At 66.8% G+C, this 16,882-nt stretch carries 16 protein-coding genes; 5 read left to right on the forward strand and 11 right to left on the reverse strand.

Annotated elements, in window-relative coordinates; translation table 11 throughout:
- The first annotated feature begins 156 nt into the window (after positions 1-156).
- Together QPK31_RS03115 and pbpG are read left to right on the forward strand one after the other, a co-directional pair.
- On the forward strand, positions 157-1,107 hold the full coding sequence (locus QPK31_RS03115; protein ID WP_290421485.1) for an MYG1 family protein: 951 nt from the start codon (positions 157-159) through the stop codon (positions 1,105-1,107).
- Positions 1,108-1,367: 260 nt separating this feature from the next.
- A complete protein-coding gene (gene pbpG / locus QPK31_RS03120) occupies positions 1,368-2,234 on the forward strand; it encodes a D-alanyl-D-alanine endopeptidase (protein WP_290421486.1) in 867 nt (288 codons plus the stop codon).
- Positions 2,235-2,237: 3 nt separating this feature from the next.
- Here the strand turns inward: pbpG and QPK31_RS03125 are convergent, their stop codons facing one another.
- The 4 genes from QPK31_RS03125 to QPK31_RS03140 form a co-directional block, all read right to left on the reverse strand.
- Positions 2,238-3,557 (reverse strand): HAMP domain-containing sensor histidine kinase, encoded by a 1,320-nt coding sequence (locus QPK31_RS03125; RefSeq protein WP_290421487.1) that lies wholly within the window; start codon positions 3,555-3,557, stop codon positions 2,238-2,240.
- Positions 3,554-4,216, reverse strand: coding sequence for a response regulator transcription factor (locus tag QPK31_RS03130; protein ID WP_290421488.1), 663 nt, complete (start codon positions 4,214-4,216; stop codon positions 3,554-3,556). Before QPK31_RS03130 ends, QPK31_RS03125 begins: the two co-directional genes overlap by 4 nt.
- A 116-nt stretch (positions 4,217-4,332) precedes the next feature.
- Positions 4,333-5,187: an oxygenase MpaB family protein gene (locus QPK31_RS03135; protein ID WP_290421489.1), complete on the reverse strand. Its 855-nt coding sequence runs from the start codon at positions 5,185-5,187 to the stop codon at positions 4,333-4,335.
- Between the two features lie 145 nt (positions 5,188-5,332).
- Positions 5,333-5,740: a hypothetical protein gene (locus QPK31_RS03140; protein WP_290421490.1), complete on the reverse strand. Its 408-nt coding sequence runs from the start codon at positions 5,738-5,740 to the stop codon at positions 5,333-5,335.
- A 169-nt stretch (positions 5,741-5,909) separates the two neighbouring features.
- Between QPK31_RS03140 and QPK31_RS03145 the strand changes: the two genes are divergently transcribed.
- Positions 5,910-6,113: a hypothetical protein gene (locus tag QPK31_RS03145; RefSeq protein WP_290421491.1), complete on the forward strand. Its 204-nt coding sequence runs from the start codon at positions 5,910-5,912 to the stop codon at positions 6,111-6,113.
- 1 nt (position 6,114) lies between these two features.
- Here QPK31_RS03145 and QPK31_RS03150 read toward each other — a convergent pair whose 3' ends face one another.
- From QPK31_RS03150 to QPK31_RS03165, 4 genes are all read right to left on the reverse strand, one after another.
- Complete coding sequence (locus QPK31_RS03150; protein WP_290421492.1) at positions 6,115-7,446, reverse strand: ATP-binding protein; 1,332 nt, start codon at positions 7,444-7,446, stop codon at positions 6,115-6,117.
- Positions 7,443-8,105, reverse strand: a complete 663-nt coding sequence (locus QPK31_RS03155) for a response regulator transcription factor (protein WP_290421493.1) — start codon at positions 8,103-8,105, stop codon at positions 7,443-7,445. The genes QPK31_RS03150 and QPK31_RS03155 overlap by 4 nt, the downstream gene beginning before the upstream one ends.
- Before the next feature lie 44 nt (positions 8,106-8,149).
- The gene (locus tag QPK31_RS03160) at positions 8,150-9,664 is read right to left on the reverse strand and encodes a Do family serine endopeptidase (RefSeq protein ID WP_290421494.1); all 1,515 of its coding nucleotides are present in this window, start codon (positions 9,662-9,664) and stop codon (positions 8,150-8,152) included.
- A gap of 361 nt (positions 9,665-10,025) precedes the next feature.
- The gene (locus QPK31_RS03165; RefSeq protein WP_290421495.1) at positions 10,026-10,490 is read right to left on the reverse strand and encodes an Hsp20 family protein; all 465 of its coding nucleotides are present in this window, start codon (positions 10,488-10,490) and stop codon (positions 10,026-10,028) included.
- Between the two features lie 226 nt (positions 10,491-10,716).
- Between QPK31_RS03165 and QPK31_RS03170 the strand changes: the two genes are divergently transcribed.
- Both QPK31_RS03170 and QPK31_RS03175 read left to right on the forward strand, forming a co-directional pair.
- Positions 10,717-12,630 carry a M61 family metallopeptidase gene (locus tag QPK31_RS03170; RefSeq protein WP_290421496.1) on the forward strand — a complete coding sequence of 638 codons (1,914 nt, stop codon included), beginning with the start codon at positions 10,717-10,719 and terminating at the stop codon, positions 12,628-12,630.
- A gap of 27 nt (positions 12,631-12,657) precedes the next feature.
- Positions 12,658-13,008, forward strand: coding sequence for a hypothetical protein (locus QPK31_RS03175; RefSeq protein WP_290421497.1), 351 nt, complete (start codon positions 12,658-12,660; stop codon positions 13,006-13,008).
- Positions 13,009-13,252: 244 nt separating this feature from the next.
- On the opposite strand, the gene QPK31_RS03180 is transcribed toward QPK31_RS03175, so the two are convergent.
- The 3 genes from QPK31_RS03180 to QPK31_RS03190 form a co-directional block, all read right to left on the reverse strand.
- Entirely contained in the window at positions 13,253-14,692 is a 1,440-nt protein-coding gene (locus tag QPK31_RS03180; RefSeq protein ID WP_290421498.1) for a DUF389 domain-containing protein, read from the reverse strand.
- Between the two features lie 153 nt (positions 14,693-14,845).
- The gene (locus QPK31_RS03185) at positions 14,846-15,496 is read right to left on the reverse strand and encodes a TrkA family potassium uptake protein (RefSeq protein WP_290421499.1); all 651 of its coding nucleotides are present in this window, start codon (positions 15,494-15,496) and stop codon (positions 14,846-14,848) included.
- A 40-nt stretch (positions 15,497-15,536) separates the two neighbouring features.
- Positions 15,537-16,865: a TrkH family potassium uptake protein gene (locus QPK31_RS03190; protein WP_290421500.1), complete on the reverse strand. Its 1,329-nt coding sequence runs from the start codon at positions 16,863-16,865 to the stop codon at positions 15,537-15,539.
- Positions 16,866-16,882: the final 17 nt, after the last annotated feature.

Consider the following 16,882-nt stretch of genomic DNA (forward strand, 5'->3'; position numbering starts at 1 on the left):
GACGATCGAAAATGTTGCCCGATCTTCAAGTGGATGAAGATACCGTATGGCCGGGCAAACGCCAACGCTTTTTGCACGCTGCCCGTCCCTTGTTCGCCCCGCCGCCCTGAAGCCGGTATCATCCGCATTCGCTAAAGAGAATTGATTGGAGTTTCCATGGTCATCGTGACCCACAACGGCAAGTTCCACGCGGATGACGCGTGGGCTTGCGCCGTCCTGCAGATCCTGTTTCCCGACGCCGAGCTGGTACGCACGCGCGACAGCGCCGCCATCGAGGCCGCCGACTTCGCCGTCGACGTCGGCGGCATCTGGGACCCGGCCACCGGCCGCTTCGACCACCACCAGAAAGGCTTCGACGGCGCCCGCCCGACTGGCGTGCCCTACGCCAGCGCCGGCCTGGTCTGGCGCGAATACGGCGCGCGCTGCGTCGCCGCCCTGGCCCTGCGCTACGTCGGCCGCGAACTGCGGGACAGCACGGCCCAGGAGATGGCCTATGCCATCGACGCCGACATCGTGCAATACCTGGACTTGTCGGACGTGGGCGCGGCCAAGAACGCGCCCGGCGGCTACGGCCTGTCGGCCATCGTCTCCGGCTTCAACCCGAACTGGCTGGACGAAGAGCGCATCGGCTACGGCGCGCCGACCGAGGCCTTCCGTTTGCAGGAATTCCGGCGCGCGATGGCGCTGCTGACCGACATCATGGTCAATTCGGTGAAGTACCGCGTCGGCGCCCTGATGGCCGTCGAGCAGGTGCGCGACGCCGACACCCTCGAAGACGGGCGCCTGCTCTACCTGAGCAACAGCGCCCTGCCCTGGTCCAGCATCGTGCGCAAGGAAATGCCGAAGGTGCTGTTCGTGATCAGCCACAGCATCGGGGAGCAGCGCTACATGCTGCACACGGTCTCGGTCAGCACGGAGAGCTTCGAGGCACGCGCCGACCTGCCCGCGCCCTGGGCCGGCCTGCGCGACGCCGACCTGGCGGCGGTCACCGGCGTGCCCGACGCCACCTTCTGCCACAACGGCCGCTTCATCGCCGCAGCCAAGTCCTACGAGGGCGCGCTGGCGATGGCGAAACAGGCCTTGCAGGCGGTGGACGCCGGCAACTGAACAGCCGGGGTCAGGTCTGACATTCAGACACGAACCCAGCTGTATGTCCGGATTCCCGGCGCCGGTACGCGGGGCCGGCATCGGCTACGCGGCAGTCAAGGCTGAGGCCGTGTCCGAATGTCAGACCTGACCCCGGCTATTAAAACCACGCTAAGTCTTGGCTAAGTGTCGGGTCCTAGTATGGCCGAGCTCGCAGCTTTGCGCTGCTTCGTCCCGACTACCGACCACTTGCACGGCGATCCCGTATCGCCCAGGCCAGCATGCGACTTTCCGCCTTCCGCACCCTCCTCCTGCTTTGCCTCACCATCTTCACCTTCCCCGCGCAGGCGCACAAGGACCAGCTGCCGCACGCCGCCCGGCTGGCCGCGCTCAGGTCGAGCGCGGTGATGATCGTCGACCTGCAATCGCAGGCGGTCCTGCACGAGAAGAATGCGCACGCGGTCATGCCGATCGCCTCGCTCACCAAGCTGATGACGGCACTGGTGGTGCTGGAGGCGAAGCAGGACATGCGGCAAATGCTGACCATCACCCGGGCCGACATCGACCGCCTGAAGCATTCCTCGTCGCGCCTGCAGGTCGGAACGACACTGACGCGGCGCGACATGCTGCACCTGGCCCTGATGAGCTCCGAAAACCGCGCGGCTTCGGCCCTGGGACGCGCCTACCCCGGCGGCACGCGCCGCTTCGTGAAGGCGATGAACGCCAGGGCGCGCGCGCTCGGCATGAAGGACACGCGCTACGTCGAGCCGACCGGCCTGTCGAGCGCGAATGTCTCGACGCCGAGCGACCTCGCCAAGCTGGTGGTCGCGGCCGAGAAGAACCCGACCATCCGGCGCTACTCGACCGACCGCCGCTTCAGCATCCGCCAAGGCAAGGCCACCACCGTCTACAGCAACACCAACCGCCTGACCGCGAACGCGAATTGGGGCATCCGCCTGCAAAAGACCGGCTACATCTCCGAGGCGGGCCGCTGCATGGTGCTGTATGCGGTAGTCAGGAAGCGCCCGACCGTGATGGTTTTCCTCGACGCCCAGGGCAAGTTCTCGCATGCCGCCGATGCCAACCGGGTGCGCGCATGGCTGGCCCGGCTGGGCGCCTCGGCGCTCAAGCAACTGGCGGGGCGCTGACGCTTACGGCAGCGGGAAACGCACGCGCACGCGCAATCCCTGGCCGGGCGCCGCCGCATCTTCCAGCATGACCGTGGCGCCGGCCCCGTCCGCCACCGCCTTGACGATGGCCAGTCCCAGCCCCGAACCGGTCTGTTCGCCGTTCCCCAGTACCCGGTAAAAGGCGTCGAACACCCGTTCGCGCTCGTGCTCGGGAATGCCGGGGCCGGTATCCTCGACGATCAATTCCGCGCTGCCCTCCCCGCCCAGCACCGACACGTCGACCCGGCCGCCGGGCGGCGCATAGCGGATCGCGTTCTCGACCAGGTTCTTGACCAGCATGTGCAGGTCCACCGGCGCGGCCTGTACCAGCGCGTCGCCGGGATGGACCAGGCCCAGGTCGATCCCGCGCTCGTCGGCCAGCGGCACCACGTCTTCGATCACGGTGTGCACCGTGCGTCCCAGCGAAGCCTGCGCGCCGGCGTCCCGGCCACCCTGCTGGGAACGCGCGAGCGCGAGCAGCCCGTCGAGCATCAGGCGCGTGCGCTTCAGGCCATCGGCCAGCGCCAGCGTGCGCTCGCGCGCTTCGGCCGGCATCGAGGCCGCCGCCAGGCGCTCGCCCTGCAAGCTCATGGCGGCCAGCGGCGTGCGCAGTTCATGGGCGGCGTCGGCGATGAAGCGGCGCTGCCGCTGCATGGCCAGGCCCACGCGCATCAGCAAGCGGTTGATCTCCGCCACGAAAGGCTGGACTTCGCGCGGCAGGCCGGCGGCGGCGAGTGCGCTCGCATCGTCGTGGCTGCGCTGCCCGACCTGCACGGCCAACGCGCGCAGCGGCGCGAACAACTTGCGGATCAAGAGGGCCACCAGCACCAGCAGCACCGGCGCCAGGAAGGCGAAGGGAATCAGCGAGCGCAAGGCGCTGCGCTGCGCCGCCGCGTTGCGCACGCTGGTCTGCTGGGCCACTGCGACCCGCACGCCGTGCGCATCGGTGCGCACGAACACGCGCCAGGATTCGTTTTCGCTGGTCACGGTCTGCAGGCCGTCGGGCATGCGCGGCGAAAAATACGGCGCCTGGCGCCCGGCCTGGGCATCCTCGGCGCCCAGGAAGCGCACGACGATGCGCTCTTCCAGGCTGATGCCGCGCAGCTTCGGACGCGCCGCCAGCGCGCCGGGTTCGGCCTGGAGCCGGCTGATGATGCCGGCGGTCTGGCGCAGCTGCTTGTCCTGGGCGATGTTGGCATCGTTCAGGGACGCGACGAAGGTAAAGGCGGCGGCGCTCCCGGCCACCGCGACCACGGCCAGCGAAATGCTGGCCGAAAGCCGGTATTGCAGCGACGCCGTCATGCCTTCCTGCTCACCATCCAGCCCACGCCGCGCACGTTCTTGATGGCCTGGCTGCCCAGCTTCTTCCTCAGCGAATGGATCAGGAACTCGACGGCATTGCTCTCGACTTCCTCGTTCCAGCCATAGATGCGGCTTTCGAGTTCGCTGCGCGACAGGATGGCGCCGGGCCGGACCAGCAAGGCGTGCAACAAGGCGAATTCGCGTGCGGTCAGGCGCACTTGCGTGCCGTTCGCTCCCGCTTCATGCGTCGCCGGGTCGAGGGTCAGCACGCCGTTGCCCAGCACCGGCGCTGCGGCCGGCCCCTGGCGCCTGGCCACCGCGCGCATGCGCGCCAGCAGCTCGTCGGTCTGGAAAGGCTTGACCAGGTAATCGTCGGCGCCGCCATCGAGGCCGGCGACGCGGTCCTCCAGCGCGTCGCGCGCCGTCAGCAGGATCACGGGCACGCCCTGGCCGCGGGCGCGTAGCGCCTGCAGCACCGCCATGCCGTCGAGCTTCGGCAAGCCCAGGTCGAGCAGGATGGTGTCATAGCTGAAGCACAGCAGCGAATCGAGCGCGGCGCTGCCGTCGACGACCCAGTCGACCGCATAGCCCGCTTCGCGCAGCGTCTGCTGCACGGCCTTGCCGATCATGTGGTCGTCTTCGACTAGCAGTACGCGCATTTACCCTGGATTCGTTTTCTCGTCGAGCATGCCGCCGTGCCGGCGACAACTGTGCATCGGGACAGGCCCGCACCGGCCATCATACGCGCCGGGGCTGCCGCCCTGCAAACGCCTGCTCATGCGTTCGTTCCCCGCAGCCGCCGCGCCGCCTGCGCTTGCGGCGTATCGCCCAGCGGCAGCAGCACCGCGATGCGCGCCAGCGTGCGTACCAGCGCCGCTTCGCCGAAGCGCAGGCCGCGCCCCTGCAGCTGCGGCAGCGAACGCACCGGCTCCGGCACGATCTCGACGGCGGCGCGCACCAGCAGGCGCTGCAGCGGACGCAGCGGCGCCGGCACGATCGGCGCGCCGGTCATGATGTCCAGGAAATCGGCGAGGATGGCGGAACCTTCCAGGCTGGGCGCGGTCGCGGCGAGCAGCGCTTCCCACGCGGACCATGACAGCGGGATGCCGGTCGCGCCATACAGCTGGGCCGAGGGCGCGGATTCGAGGAAGGCGGCATCCTTTTCCGGCGCCGACAGGGGGCGCACATAGCGGTTATAGGCCTCGGCAAAGCCGAACACGGCCGTGGCCTGTACCCAGTCGAGCAGGCGCGGATCGTTGGCGTGGTAGGCAAGCCCATCGGGCGTGGTGCCGACGACGCGGCCATGCATGCGCACCACGCGTGCGATCAATTGTTCCGCTGCCGAGCGCGGGCCATACACCGTCATCATCGCGGCAAAGCCGGTACGGCGCAGGCGCATGCCGGGGTCGCGCGCAAAACCGCCGTGGTCCCAGACACCGGAACGTACCGATGGCTCGGCCAGTTCGAGCAGCACCGCCGTCACCCCGCCGATGAAGAGCGAGACCGGATTGTCGAAGATGCGCCAGGTGACGCCATCCTGCGGCGCCAGCGCCGGCTCGCCCGCCGGCTGGCTGAAATCGTATTCCAGGCCAGGCGGCGGACGCATCAATTCCCGGATTGCATGCAACATGCGCTACTTGTTATTCAAGAAAAGTGCGTCAAGAGAAATGCGGATCGGCGCCGCACGTTGCCGTGGAGGCGCCAAAAGACACTGCCCCGGCATGACCGAGGCGAGAGAAGCGATTTCCAGCGAAGCGCCTGCTTCGCCAGTGCGATTACTTCGATGCGTCCTGAATCTTTTCGCCAGCGCGCTCGACCGCACGGCCGGTGGCGGCGGTGGCATCGCTTGCGCCTTCCTTGATGTTCTGGCCGGCTTCGCGCGATTCCTGACGCACTTCGGCGCCGGCTTCACGCATCTTTTCGCCGGCACGGTCGGTGGCAGCGTCGATTTTCTCGCCGGCACGCTCGGTGGCGTTCTCGATGTTGGCGGCGGCGCGGTCGGTGGCAGCGTCGACGCGCTCGGCGCCTTCACGGGCGGCGGCAGCGGTGTTGGCGCCAGCGTTATCGATGGCGGCGCCGGCTTCTTGCGCAGGGCCCATGTTCGGATTGTCGTCGGCTTTCTTGCAACCGGTGGCGACCATGGCAACGGCCAGCATCAAGGCGGGGATGGTGATTTTTTTCATAATGAGCTCCAAATCAAAAGTTGTAATTTAGATTACATCTTTCTGCGGAAGCACGTCACACGATTGATGTAAGGAGTGTAACGAAACGTAATGACAACTGTGACGGCCGGGAGCCGGTTCGTGCTCTGCCGTATGCACAAGGACTTCGGTACGCATGCTAGGATAGGCCATGGACCGCCGCACCGACTACAAGACCGCCCTGCTCATCCACACCATCGTCAACACGCCGGCCGACGATGACCAGCCCTCGCCTGCGCGCGAGCTGGCGAAAATGGGCGTGCCGTTCGATGTGGCGCGGCGCGTGCTCACGCGGCCGGCCGAGCGGCGTCATCAGTTTCCGTCGCGCGACCTGCCGATGAACCTGCGCTCGTAATTCAAGCCTTCCCCAGCGGGAAGCGCACGACGGCCGCCAGCCCGCCCAGCCGTTCCGACTTGTCCAGCTTCAGCGTCGCCCCATGGCGCTCGGCGATCGCCTTGATGATCGCCAATCCGAGCCCGCTGCCGGCCGCCTCGCTGCCGGCCACGCGGTAGAAGCGGTCGAACACGCGCTCGCGTTCCTCGGGCGGAATGCCCGGTCCGCTGTCCTCGACGCTGACCACGGCCGCATCCTTTTCCAGCCGCAGCGCGATGTCGACGGTGCCGCCGCCCGGCGTGTACTTCACCGCGTTCTCGACCAGGTTGCGCAGCAGGATGTGCAGGGCGTCGGGCTGGCCGGCGATGCTGGCCTCGTCCGCATGCTGCAGGCCGAGGTCGATGTTCTTGGCCTGGGCCAGGCCGGCCAGGTCGCCCACGGTACGGCGCGCCAGCTCGGCCAGGTCGACGGATTGTGACGCCGCGCCGTTTGCCGCCGAGGCTTCCTGGCGCGCCAGCACCAGCAACTGCTCGACCAGGCGCGTGGCGCGGTCGATGCCGGCGGTCAGGCGCGCCACCGCCGTCTTGCGCGCCTCCGGATCGGCGGCGCGGTCCAGGCTTTGCGCCTGCAGGCGCAGGGCGGCGAGCGGCGTGCGCAGTTCGTGGGCGGCGTCGGCGACGAAATGCTGCTGGGCGTCGAAGGCGGTTTTCACACGCCCGAACAGCAGGTTCAGTTCGTGCACCAGCGGGCGTACCTCGTCGGGCAGGCCGGCTTCCGACACCGGAGACAGATCGTCGGCCTGGCGCGCCGCCACCTGCTTGCGCACGCGCGCCACCGGTTTGAGCGAACCGCTTACCACCCACCACACCACCACCATCAGGATCGGCATCATGACGGCCGTCGGCCCGAGCGTGCGCAGGGCCAGGTTGCCGGCCATGTTGCGGCGCACGGCCAGGTCCTGCGCCACCTGCACGGTCTGGCCCGAGGTCTGGATCGAGAACACGCGGTAAGTGGTGCCGTTGGCCTTGACGTTCGAGAAGCCGAGCACCGCGCGCTGCGGCAGGCGCGCGCGCGAGACGCTGTGGAAGACCTGTACGCCGTCCGGCGACCACATCTGCACCACCAGGTCGTCGTTGCCGGGCGCCTCGTCGACGCGCTCGCGCGCCTCGGTGTTCGACAGCGGCGTGCCCGAACGCAGTGACAGCGCCATCTGCTGCATGTGGTAGTCGAAGATCTGGTCGGCGTCGGACAGCGCCGTGTTGTAGGCGATCGAGGCTTGCGCCAGCGCCGCCAGCGTGATGGCCGCCAGCAGGAACCACAACAGGCGCCCGCGCAGCGAGTGGGTCATTCTCATGCCTTGGGCACCATGTAGCCGACGCCGCGCACGTTCTGGATCAAGTCGCTGCCGAGTTTCTTGCGCAGCCCGTGGATGTACACCTCGACCGCGTTGCTGCTGACTTCATCGCGCCAGCTGTAGAGCTTTTCCTCGAGCTGGGCGCGCGAGAGCACGGCGCCGGGGCGCGCCACCAGGGCTTCCAGTACCGCCCATTCGCGCGCCGACAGCGAGACCGGCTCGCCGTCGACCAGGGTTTCGCGGGTGGCGGGGTTGATCGAGATGTTCTTGTATTCGAAGACCGGTTCGGCGCGGCCGGCGGCACGGCGCAGCAAGGCGCGGATGCGGGCCAGCAGTTCGTCGAGGTCGTAGGGTTTCAATACATAGTCGTCGGCCCCGGCATCGAGCCCGGCAATGCGCTGGGCGACGGAGTCGCGCGCGGTGGCGACCAGCACGGGCGTGCGGTCCTTGCGGGTGCGCATCGCGCGCAGGACATCGAGGCCGTCCTTGCGCGGCAGGCCCAGGTCGAGCAGGACCAGGTCGTAGTTCTGGTTCTGCACCAGGGCCGTATCGGCCATTTCGCCGTCCTTGACCCAATCGACGGCGTAGTGCTCGGCCCGCAGCAGGTCGAGCACCACTTCACCGATCATCGTATCGTCTTCTACCAATAACAGCCGCATCGTGTTACCTCTTGTGTGTGATCCGGCTGTGCCAAGACGATTTCTTAGCCAATCCGCACCGGAATGAAGATTCTTTCATTTCCGCGCTGGATCAGCAAGGCTACCGACTTGCTGGACTTGCCGACCATGTCGCGTACCTGGTCGACACTGCTGACCGGCTTGCCGTTCACCGACAGCAGCACGTCGCCCGGCGCGATGCCGGCAATCGCCGCGGCGCCGCGCGCGTCTTCGATCACCAGGCCGGACGCGATGCCGCTCTGACGCCGTTCGACCGGCTCCAGCGGCCGCAGGACCAGGCCCAGCTTGGCGCCCTTGTCGGCGGCGGCGATGTCCTCGCGCTCGTCCGGCGCTGGCTTGTCGTCGGCATTCGCCAGCGTCGCGTTCAGGCGCACGATCTTTCCTTCGCGCCAGACGTCGAGCGCGACCTTGTCACCCGGCTTGGCCACCGCCAGCATGCCCGGCAAATCGCTGGACGCGACGATGGTCTGGCCATTCGCCTTGCGCACCACGTCGCCCGCCTTCAGGCCGGCCTTCTCGGCGGCGCTGCCGCGTTCGACGTTGGCCACCAGCGCGCCTTCGGGCGACGCCAGGTTGAAGGAATCGGCAAAGCCCTGGCCCACGTCCTGGATCGACACGCCCAGCTTGGCATGCTGCACCTTGCCGGTGGCGACGATCTGGTCCTTGATGCGCGCCGCGACGTCGATCGGGATCGCGAACGACAGGCCCTGGTAACCGCCGGTCTGGCTGTAGATCTGCGAGTTGATGCCGACGACCTCGCCGCGGGTATTGAGCAGCGGGCCGCCCGAGTTGCCGGGGTTGACGGCGACGTCGGTCTGGATGAACTGCACCTGGCTGTCGTTGCCCAGGCTGCGGCCGGTGGCGCTGACCACGCCGGCGGTGACGGTCGATTCGAGGCCGAACGGCGAACCGATGGCCAGCACCCATTCGCCAGTCTGCAGCGAACGCGCATTGCCCAGCGGGACGGTCGGCAAGCCCTTGGCGTCGATCTTCAGCACGGCGACGTCGGTGCGCGGGTCGGAACCCAGCACCTTGGCGCGGAACTCGCGGCGGTCGGCCAGCTTGACCGTGACTTCGTCGGCGCCCTGCACCACGTGGGCATTTGTCAGGATGACGCCGTCCGGGCTTACGATAAAGCCCGATCCGGCGCCGAAAACGGGAGCGTCACGTTGGGAACCGCCGCGCGGGTCCTGGAACTGACGGAAGAATTCATAGAACGGGTCGCCAGGGCTCATTTGCGGCATGCTGCGCGAGCTGGTCTTGGTGCTGCCCATGACGCGGATGTTCACGACCGCCTTGCCGTTCTGCTTGGCGATGGTGGTGAAATCCGGCAGGCTGACGGTGGACGCGGGCGCACCGGCCACGGCCGGCGGCGCCTGGACCGGAGCGGGGGCCGCTGCGACGGTTGCGGGAGCCTGGGCGGTGGCGTTGTTGTGATTGACTGCAATCGCACCGACCGCCCCGCCAATAACGCCCGCCGCGCAGAGCGCCAGCGTGAGACGTTTTGCGGTGATGGCAGTGACTGCACCTTCGTTTTGCATGGACGTACTCCTGGATGTAAGGGTTGCCGATAACGGGTTATCGCATGGTGATTAGTTTCGCCGATCTGTCTTAGAACATGCTTAAAACTCAGCGTTACGGGTGGCTGTTGCGCGGACGTTGGGATGCCTGTGCATCCGACTGTGGACACGCACGTCAATACGTAGGGTGGGCGCTCCTGTGCCCACGCGTGACGTCTGCATGGTGCTAATGCGTGAAGCGGGCCAACAATGTTCACAGTTTACGCGTGAGCACGGGGCGCCCACCCTACCCACGCTGCAGGCCTGACGGACAAATCTGTCCGCTTGCAGACGTAAAAAAGGGCGCCCATCGGGCACCCTTTTTCGCTACTGCGCTACGCCCTTAGGCTGCTTGACGCTGTTCGATTTGCTGAACATTGTCGATGGTGCCGTTCGCGTCGCCAATGGCGATCTTGCGTGGCTTGAGCGCCTCGGGCACTTCGCGCACCAGTTCGATGGTGAGCATGCCGTTGTCGAACGAAGCGGTGGTGACCTTCACGTGGTTCGCCAGCTGGAAGCGCTGTTCGAAGTCGCGGGCGGCGATGCCACGGTGCAGGAAGGTACGCTGGGTCTCGTCCTTCTGCTTGCGGCCGGTCACGTGCAGCGAATCGCGCTCGGTGACGATTTCCACTTCGTTACGGTTGAAACCAGCCAGGGCCATCACGATACGGTACTGGTCTTCCGAGACCAGTTCGATGTTGTACGGCGGGTAGCTCGGCTGCGACTCGGCGCGTTGCTCGAGCAGGCTGGCCAGGCGGTCGAAACCAATGGCGGAACGGTACAGGGGAGTCAGGTCGAAAGTACGCATGGTAAATATCCTCGTTAAGTTAAGCGATAAGTTGACGGACCTCATCGTGAGCATCCGTTGGGACCAATCTAATGCCACCCCCAATGCTTTTCAAGGCATACGAAATATGGATTTTTGACGATAATTTCCAATATTATTTGCATTGATGTTTCAAAGTATTTCCCCACATTCCTCTGTTTTACGCGTGCTACACTCGTCCGGTTTTGTCACCCGAACCGCTTCCAAGATGACTGCTCACGCCACGTTCTCCTTCGCCGCCAAATCCGTTTCCAGCATCGCCCTGGTCCTCGCGCTGGCCTTTCCCGCACACGCCGCCGTCCCTGCGCCGGTCGACCAGCCCTACCCCGGCACCATCGTCCTGAAGGTCGATGCCACCAACCTGTCGCAGCAGATTTTCCGCATGCGCATGACGGTGCCGGTGAAGCCCGGTCCGATGACCTTCCTGTACCCGCAGTGGCTGCCCGCGAACCACGGCCCGAGCGGCCCGCTGACCCAGCTGGCCGGCCTGAAGTTCAGCGCCAACGGCAAACCGGTCGAATGGACGCGCGACCCGGTCGAGGTCTTCGCTTTCCACGTCACCGTGCCCGAAGGCGCGGCGACCCTGGACGTCGAATACCAGTTCCTGTCGCCGCTCGACCCTGGCCAGGGCCGCATCGTCATGACCGACGACATCATCGGCCTGCAGTGGCCGTCGGTGACGCTGTACCCGGCCGGGTATGTCGCGCGCCGCATCACCGTGCAGCCGTCGCTGACCCTGCCCGCCGGCTGGCAGTACGGCACCGCGCTGGAAACCGCGACGCGCCAGGGCGACGAGATCCAGTTCCAGCCGCACGACCTGGAAACCCTGATCGATTCGCCGCTGTTCGCCGGCCGCCACTTCAAGCAGTTCGACCTCGACCCGGGCGCCAAGGTGCGCGTGTCGCTGAACGTGGTTGCCGACAACGCCGAGAGCCTGGAAGCCAAGCCGGAGCAGATCGCCGCGCACCGTGCGATGGTGCAGCAGGCACTCAAGTTGTTCGGCTCGCACCACTACGGGCACTACGACTTCCTGCTGGCCCTGTCGGACGAATTCGGCGGCGTCGGCCGCGAGCACCACCAGTCGAGCGAGAACGGCGTCAAGCCGGGCTACTTCACCGACTGGGCGCGCAGCGAAGCCGGTCGCGACCTGCTGCCGCATGAGTACACCCACTCGTGGAACGGCAAGTTCCGCCGCCCGGCCGGCCAGGACGTCCCGAACTTCAACACGCCGCTGCAGAACAGCCTGCTGTGGGTGTACGAGGGCCAGACCCAGTACTGGGGCGGCATCCTCGCCGCGCGTTCGGGCCTGGTATCGAAGGACAGCGCCCGCGACGCGCTGGCCGCCACCGCCGCGCGCTACGACAACACGCAGGGCCGCGCCTGGCGCGCCATGCAGGACACGGTGAACGACCCGATCATCGCCGGCCGCCGCGCCCTGGCCTGGAGCAACTGGCAGCGCAGCGAGGACTATTACTCGGAAGGTGCGCTGATCTGGCTCGACGTCGACACCAAGATCCGCGAACTGTCGGGCGACAAGCGCTCGCTCGACGATTTCGCGCGCGCCTTCTACGGCATCGACAACGGCAGCATGCTGCCGGCCTTCTACACCTTCGAGGACGTGGTCGCCGCGCTCGACAAGGTGCAGAAATTCGACTGGGCGCCCTTCCTGCGTTCGCGCGTCGAAGGCCACGGCCCGGGCGCTCCGCTCGACGGCTTGAAACGCGCCGGCTGGAAGCTGGTCTATACCGACACGCCGACCGACACCATCAAGGCGGCGGAAGAGCGCAGCAAGTCGGCCGACTTCAGCTACTCGCTGGGCTTCTCGGTGCGCGCCGATGGCGGCGTGAGCAACATGGTGTGGGATGGCGTGGGCTTCCGCGCTGGCCTGGCCGGCAACACGACGGTCGTGGCGGTGAACAATCGCGCCTACAAGGCGGAGGTGCTGAAGGCGGCGGTGAAGGCGGCCAAGGGTACGAAAACGCCGATCGAACTGCTGGTCCGCAAAGGCAACAACCTGCGCACCATCTCGCTCGACTACCACGACGGCCTGCGCTACCCGCGCCTGGAACGCATCCCGGGCACGCCGGACCGGCTGGACGCGATCTACAAGGCGCTGAAGTAAATCCGGGGTCGGTGGTATGCTCTGGCCATGACTACCGATTCCTCTGATATTGAGTTGTCCGGGCCTTTCCAGGCCGCGGACAGCACCGGCCGTACCCACGACGTCAAGGCGATCCGCATTTTCGACGAGGGTTACGGGATCATCGACGTGTACGTGGACTTTGCCAAACCGCTCGACGGCGGCTTGTACAAGGACAGTGTGCTGGTCAAGAACATCATCGACCGTTTGCGTGCGCTCGGCTACAAGGGGCCGGATTTCGGACACAGCGATCCGGGCCTGCAGGAACGCAAGCTGATCGTGCTCGAGGCACCGGAGGAATTCGCGCCGTTTGCCAAGGCGCGCGGCTGGAAGAACCTCGCCGAAGACTTTGACGAGTAAGCAGTAACCGTTAGCGTCAACCGTACGGTGGGCACGCCGTGCCCACGCGGACGTCCGCGTCATGCTGGCTGTGTTATCGCGGCTCCGTCATCATGTCGCGGTGCCTCCCGGGATGACGCCGCGGCCATTCATTCGTCACCGTTCAAATAGCGTTCGCACAGCGCCAGCTTCCGCGTGGGCACGTCCTTGATGCCACTGGCATCAAGGACCCCACCGTACCACCAACGGTGCGACCGATCACACGCTAGCGGCCAGCGCCGCCCGCAGCCGCAGCCGCAGCCGCCAGATCCTCCTGCCGCACCAGCTTCCCGCGCCTGACCGCAATCGTCATGCGCGCCTCCTGATTCCCCGTCCTCACCTTCAGCCACGCGTCGATGCGCTTGAGCTCATCGGCCTTCGGCATGCGCCGGCAGTCGGCGCTCAGGAAAGGCACCGGCACCGTCTGCCCCGCGCCCGGCGGCAGCGCCCGTCCCACCAGCACGTTGCCGCATTGCGGATACTGGGCCTCGAACTCGCGCGTCACGGCCGCGGCCTGCTCGATCCAGCCCTGCTGGGTGCTGAGCTGCGCGCGCAAGCCGGCGATGGTCGCGTCGCGGTCGTGCAGGGCCTGCTGGTTGTTGCGCACGATGTCGGCCAGGATGTCGGCCTTCAGGCTGCCGACGTCGATCTTTTCCGTGTCTTCCGCCTGCGCCTGGTGCACCGACAGGCGCGCGCGCTGCAGGCCGGCGCCGGGCAGGCGCGCCTCGATGGCGGCGATGGCGGAAACCGGCAGGCGCGCGCCGATCAGGGTGACTTCGATCTCGCGCCTGGCCGGGTCCACGCTCGATTCCAGCACGTGCACCTTGGCCGCCTGGAATTCCTGGCGCACGAAGTCGCGCGCGCGGCTCTTGAACACCTCGTTGTCGACCAGGCGCACCGCCAGGTAAATGCTGGGCAGGCCGGTCACCACCACGATGAACAGCAGCGCCCCCTTTACGCGGCGGCCGCGGCGCGGGTCGACGAACTTGCGGTGCGGCAGGCGCAGGAACTCGATCACCACCACCGAGGCAAAGGCGATGAAGACGCAGTTGATCGAGAACAGGTAGAAGGCGCCGCCGAACACCGACCAGTCGCCGTTGGCCAGGCCGTAGCCGGCCGTGCACAGCGGCGGCATCAGGGCGGTGGCGATGGCCACGCCGGGAATCACGTTCGATTTCTCGCGCCGGGTCTGGCCGATGATGCCGGCCAGGCCGCCCGCCAGCGCGATCAACACGTCCCACAGCGAGGGCGTGGTGCGCGCCAGCAGTTCCGACTGGGCTTCGTCCAGCGGCGTCAGCATGAAGTACAGGGTCGAGGTCAGCAGGCTGATGCCGGCGGCGATGCCCAGGTTCACCAGCGAGCGGCGCACCAGGGCGAAGTCGAAGATGCCCAGGCCGTAGCCCAGGCCGACGATCGGCCCCATCAGCGGCGAGACCAGCATGGCGCCGATGATCACGGCGTTCGAGTTCGTGTTCAGCCCGACCGAGGCGATCACGATCGCGAACATCAAAATCCAGGGCGTGGCGCCGCGCAGCTCGACGCCGGCGCGCAGGCTGCGGTCGATCTCGGCGTCGTCGGCCTTGTCGTCGAGCAGGCTGAAGCGGTGGGCGATGGCCTCGCGCAGCGAAGGGGATGGCGGGGATGGTGGGGTGTCGGGTGCGTTCATCTGTTGCGAAAATCCTGAAAATTCCCTAAAGGAAAGGGCATCAGCCGCGATTTTCGCTGCGAATCCGCATCTGCACAAACGTTTCTTGCATCCACGGCGGCGCCGGCGCCGGTCTGTCGCCGCTGCCCGACAAATGTCCGCCCGCCGCAGGCGCTAGCGCTTCTTCTTTTCCCCGCGCGCGAATTCCTCGATTTTTTTGGTCGGCCCCGACACGATCAGCAAATCGGCCGGCAAGACCCGCGTCTCCGGCTGGGCATGCTGGAAGTCCTCGTGGGCGCGCTTGACGCCGACCACGGTGACGCCAAAGCGCGAGCGCACCTGCGATTCGGCCAGCGACTGGTTGTGGGTGTACAGCGGCGCGTGGATCTTGGCGATGCCGAAGCCGTCGTCGAACTCGATGAAGTCCATCATGCGCCCGGTGATCAGGTGGGCCACGCGCTCGCCCATGTCGGCTTCGGGATAGATGATGTGGTGGGCGCCGATGCGCGTGGCGATCTGGCCGTGCTCCGGACTCATGGCTTTCACCCAGATGTCCTTGATGCCGAGTTCGGTCAGCACCATCAGGGTCATCAGGCTGGCCGCCAGGTCGGAGCCGATGGCGACGATGGCGTGCGAGAAATCGGCCACGCCCAGCTGCAGCATGACGTTCTCGTTGGTCGAATCGGCCTGCACGGCGTGCGTCAGGCGGTCGCCCCACACCTGCACCAGGTCTTCCTTGCGGTCGATGCCCATCACGTCGTGGCCGAGCCGCACCAGCGACTGCGACACGGCGCCGCCAAAGCGGCCGAGACCGATGACGACCACGCTGTCGCTCGCCGAAAAAGCGAACTGCTCTGTAAAAATCCTACCCAACAATTGGATGCTCCTCGGGATAACGGTAAGGCATGCGGCGTTCCCCCAGCACCAGCGAAGTCGCCAGCGTGATGGTCCCTACCCTGCCAAAAAACATCAGCACCAGCAGCACGGCCTGGCCGGATACCGGCAGCTGCGCCGTGATCCCGGTCGACAGGCCGGCCGTGCTGAAGGCGGCGATGACTTCGAAAATGACCTGGTCGGTCGGAAAATCCGTCAGGCGCAGCAGGAACACGGTGCCGGACACCACCAGCATGCTGCCCAGCACCAGCACCGTGATCGCCTGGCGCTGGGCCGAGGCGCCGACGCGGCGGCCGTAGGCCTCGGTATCGGTGTGCCCGCGCGCCTCGGCCAGCACCAGCAGGAACAGCACCACCACGGTGGCCACCTTCACGCCGCCGGCCGTGCTGGCGCTGCCGCCGCCGATGAACATCAAAAAATAATGCAGGGCCCAGGTCTCGTGGTGCAGCGCGGCGATGTCGACCGTGTTGAAGCCGGAAGTGCGCGCCGCCGCCGAGATGAACAGGCTGTTGAGCATCTTGTCGGCCATGCCCAGCGGCCCCAGGGTGCGGGCATTGTCCCACTCGAAGAACAGCACGGCAAGAAAGCCCCCGGACAGCAGCACCGCGCTGCCGGCCAGGGTGAGCTTGGTATGCAGCGACCAGTGGCGCGGGTCGCGCAGGCGCTGGCGCAGATCGTGCAGCACCGGGAAGCCGATGCCGCCGACGATAAAACCCAGCATGATCGGCAGCAGCACCAGGGCGTCGCCGGCGTAGCGCACCAAGCCGTCGGCATGGATCGAGAAGCCGGCATTGTTAAAGGCGGATACCGCATGGAACAGGCCCGACCACAGCGCTGCGCGCCAGTCCAGGCCGTAGCCATAATGCATCCTCAGCGTCAGCACGATGCAAACGAGCATTTCGCACAACAGGGCCACCACCAGCACGACCCGCGCGATCGCGGACACATCGCCCAAGGCCAGCGTGCGGGTTTCCGTTTGCGTTATCATGCGCGCGCGCAGGCGCGGCGAGCGGTTGACCATCAGGCCGAGCAGGGTCGCGGCCGTCATCATGCCGAAACCGCCCATCTGGAACAGCAGCATGATGGTCGCCTGGCCGAAGGTCGACCAGTAGGTGCCGGTGTCGACCGTGACCATGCCCGTCACGCACACCGCCGACACCGAGGTGAAGAAGGCGGTGAACAGGGGCGCGGGCGTGCCGCCGGCGCGCGCCACGGGCAGCGCCAGCAGCACGGTGCCGAAAAAAATCGCCAGCAGGAAGGCCAGGGCGACTGCCCTGGCCGGGTGGAGAATCGTCTTCATGCCGCGTTTGCCGCCTC

Origin of the sequence: Massilia sp. YIM B02769 (assembly GCF_030411995.1) — a bacterium.
In the GTDB taxonomy this organism is placed as follows: domain Bacteria; phylum Pseudomonadota; class Gammaproteobacteria; order Burkholderiales; family Burkholderiaceae_D; genus Telluria.

Coding starts and splice junctions, on each gene's coding strand:
- QPK31_RS03135 (WP_290421489.1), bottom strand. CDS start 5,187: ATGTTGCATGCAATCCGGGAATTGATGCGTCCGCCGCCTGGCCTGGAA.
- QPK31_RS03165 (WP_290421495.1), bottom strand. CDS start 10,490: ATGCGTACTTTCGACCTGACTCCCCTGTACCGTTCCGCCATTGGTTTC.
- QPK31_RS03140 (WP_290421490.1), bottom strand. CDS start 5,740: ATGAAAAAAATCACCATCCCCGCCTTGATGCTGGCCGTTGCCATGGTC.
- QPK31_RS03155 (WP_290421493.1), bottom strand. CDS start 8,105: ATGCGGCTGTTATTGGTAGAAGACGATACGATGATCGGTGAAGTGGTG.
- QPK31_RS03190 (WP_290421500.1), bottom strand. CDS start 16,865: ATGAAGACGATTCTCCACCCGGCCAGGGCAGTCGCCCTGGCCTTCCTG.
- QPK31_RS03115 (WP_290421485.1), top strand. CDS start 157: ATGGTCATCGTGACCCACAACGGCAAGTTCCACGCGGATGACGCGTGG.
- QPK31_RS03170 (WP_290421496.1), top strand. CDS start 10,717: ATGACTGCTCACGCCACGTTCTCCTTCGCCGCCAAATCCGTTTCCAGC.
- QPK31_RS03175 (WP_290421497.1), top strand. CDS start 12,658: ATGACTACCGATTCCTCTGATATTGAGTTGTCCGGGCCTTTCCAGGCC.
- QPK31_RS03150 (WP_290421492.1), bottom strand. CDS start 7,446: ATGAGAATGACCCACTCGCTGCGCGGGCGCCTGTTGTGGTTCCTGCTG.
- QPK31_RS03180 (WP_290421498.1), bottom strand. CDS start 14,692: ATGAACGCACCCGACACCCCACCATCCCCGCCATCCCCTTCGCTGCGC.
- pbpG (WP_290421486.1), top strand. CDS start 1,368: ATGCGACTTTCCGCCTTCCGCACCCTCCTCCTGCTTTGCCTCACCATC.
- QPK31_RS03130 (WP_290421488.1), bottom strand. CDS start 4,216: ATGCGCGTACTGCTAGTCGAAGACGACCACATGATCGGCAAGGCCGTG.
- QPK31_RS03160 (WP_290421494.1), bottom strand. CDS start 9,664: ATGCAAAACGAAGGTGCAGTCACTGCCATCACCGCAAAACGTCTCACG.
- QPK31_RS03145 (WP_290421491.1), top strand. CDS start 5,910: ATGGACCGCCGCACCGACTACAAGACCGCCCTGCTCATCCACACCATC.
- QPK31_RS03125 (WP_290421487.1), bottom strand. CDS start 3,557: ATGACGGCGTCGCTGCAATACCGGCTTTCGGCCAGCATTTCGCTGGCC.